General features: G+C 72.1%; 1 protein-coding gene. It reads left to right on the forward strand.

Annotated features, from left to right (window positions below; genetic code table 11):
* A partial coding sequence (locus CKO43_RS25280) for a GspE/PulE family protein (protein WP_346728424.1) occupies positions 1-2,435 on the forward strand: 2,435 nt, incomplete at its 5' end.
* Between the last annotated feature and the right edge of the window lie 157 nt (positions 2,436-2,592).

Consider the following 2,592-nt stretch of genomic DNA (forward strand, 5'->3'; position numbering starts at 1 on the left):
CCTCGCACCCGCCCCGCCACGAGCCCTTCGCCTGGCCGACGCCGCCGCTGCCGGGTTATCCGCCGCCGGTGCGCGCGAGCCAGCCCGAGGGCTGCGAGGTCGAGGGCCTGAACGGCAAGGCCATGGTCGGCCGGCTGATGTACTTCCACCCGGCCGACGGGCTGCTGAAGCTGCGCGTCGCGGCCTCGCGCATGACGGCGACGCTGCGCTTCGACCAGTTCCGCCGGCTGCGCCTGCTGCAGACGCTGGCGCCGGCCGGTGCCGACGACGCCGACACCGTGGTCGACGGCGCCGACGCCCGTCCGGCCGAACCCTTCACCGTGCTGCTGAAGGACGGCACGCAGGTCGAGGGCCTGACGCTGGGCCACCACGAGACCGAACACGGCCTGTACGTGTTCGAGCCGGTCGACCTCGCCGGCATGGTGCGGCGCAGCTTCTTCCCGCGTGCCAGCTTCCACCGCGTGACCGTGGGCGGCAACGCCTGGGCCGAGACCGACACGATGATGCTCGACGGGCCGGCACCGACACCGGCGGTCTGCGAGGCGCTGGGCGTGCGCCCGGTGGCCGCGGTCGAGGAGCTGGCGCTGGCGATCGACGAGCAGGCGCGCATGCCGATGGTGCGCACCGGCGAGGCGCTGATCGCGCTCGGCTACGTCACGCCGCAGCAGCTCGACGCCGCGCTCGAGCAGCAGAAGAACGAACGCGGCATCGCGCTCGGCCAGCTGCTGGTGCGCCAGGGCGTGGTCTCGCAGCAGGACCTGCAGACCGCGCTGGCGCGCAAGATGGGTTATCCGCTGGTCGACATCGGCGTCTTCCCGGTCGAGGCGCGCGCGCTGCAGCGCCTGCCCTACGGCGTCGCGTCGCGGCTGGCGGCGCTGCCGCTGATGCTGCACGGCGGCCGGCTGGTGGTCGCGCTCGAGGACCCGTCGCAGCGGCTGACGATCGACGAGATCGAGTTCGCGTCGCAGTGCAAGGTGGTGCCGGTGCTGGCGCGAGCCGGCGTGCTCGCGACCGCCGTCCAAGGCGCCTACGAGAAGATCGGCGCGGTCGATTCGTCGGCACGCCGTGTCGGCGACCCGAACGCCTTCTTCGAGTTCGAGCCCGAGGACGCCGGCAAGCTGCTGGCCTCGCTGGAGCAGACGCCCGAGGCCAAGAGCAGCGAGGACGAAGGCCCGGCGATCGAGCAGAGCGACAACTCGCTGGTGCGCCTGATCAACACGATGATCATGGAGGCCCATGCCCAGGGCGTCAGCGACATCCACGTCGAGACCCACCCCGGGCGCGAGAAGGTGCGCATCCGCTTCCGCAAGGACGGCGTGCTGCGCCCCTACATGGAGCTGCCGCACACCTACCGCAGCGCGATGCTGGCGCGGCTCAAGGTGATGTGCGACCTGGACATCAGCGAACGCCGCAAGCCGCAGGACGGCAAGATCAACTTCGGCCGCTTCGTCAGCGGCCAGCGCCTGGAGCTGCGCGTCGCGACCATCCCGACCTACGGCGGCGTCGAAGACGCGGTGCTGCGGCTGCTGACCTCGGCCAAGCCGCTGCCGCTGGACAAGCTGGGGCTGAGCCCGACGAACTTCGAACGTTTCAAGGCCGTCGTCGCGCGCCCCTACGGCATGGTGCTGTGCGTGGGCCCCACCGGCTCGGGCAAGACGACGACGCTGCACTCGGCGCTGGGCTACATCAACGTGCCCGAGCGCAAGATCTGGACCGCCGAGGACCCGATCGAAATCACCCAGTCCGGCCTGCGCCAGGTGCAGGTCAACGCACGCATCGACTGGACGTTCGCCAAGGCGCTGCGCGCCTTCCTGCGCGCCGACCCGGACGTCATCATGGTCGGCGAAATCCGCGACCAGGAGACCTCGCAGGTGGCGATCGAAGCCTCGCTCACCGGCCACCTGGTGCTGTCGACGCTGCACACCAACAGCGCGCCCGAGACCGTGACCCGGCTGCTGGACATGGGCATGGACCCGTTCAACTTCGCCGACGCGCTGCTGGCGGTGCTGGCGCAGCGCCTGGTGCGCCGGCTCTGCCCCGACTGCCGCCAGCCGCACGACGCCGAGGAGCCCGAGATCGCCGAGCTGCTGGCCGACTACCGCCATGCGATGGGCGACGCCGAAGGCGTGCCCGGCGACGCCGAGCTGCGCGCCGACTGGCAGCGCCGCTACGCCACGCCCGAGGGCCGCTTCCGGATCTACCGCCCGGTCGGCTGCCCACGCTGCGACGGCACGGGCTTTCGCGGCCGCGCCGCGATCCACGAGCTGATGACGGTGTCGCGTGCGATGCGCCACCTGATCCAGACCGGCGCGCGTGCCGAGGAACTGCAGCGCCGCGCGCTCGCCGAAGGCATGCGCACGCTGCGCCAGGACGGGCTGGACAAGGTGCTGGCCGGCGTCACCACGCTGGACGAGGTGCGCGCGGTCTCGAACTGAGCGCGCGGCTCAGCGCTGAGCCCCGGCCACCGAAGCCGGGGCAGTGGAATCGCCGATGCCGCACGGGCGGCGCCTGGGACAGACTGGGGGTCATGGCGCCCTTCGGCGCCGCCCGCACCCGATGACCCGCCTGCCGTCCTCGCCCTGCCCCCGCCTC

It is taken from the genome of Rubrivivax gelatinosus (assembly GCF_016583785.1).
Taxonomy (GTDB): domain Bacteria; phylum Pseudomonadota; class Gammaproteobacteria; order Burkholderiales; family Burkholderiaceae_C; genus Rubrivivax; species Rubrivivax gelatinosus_B.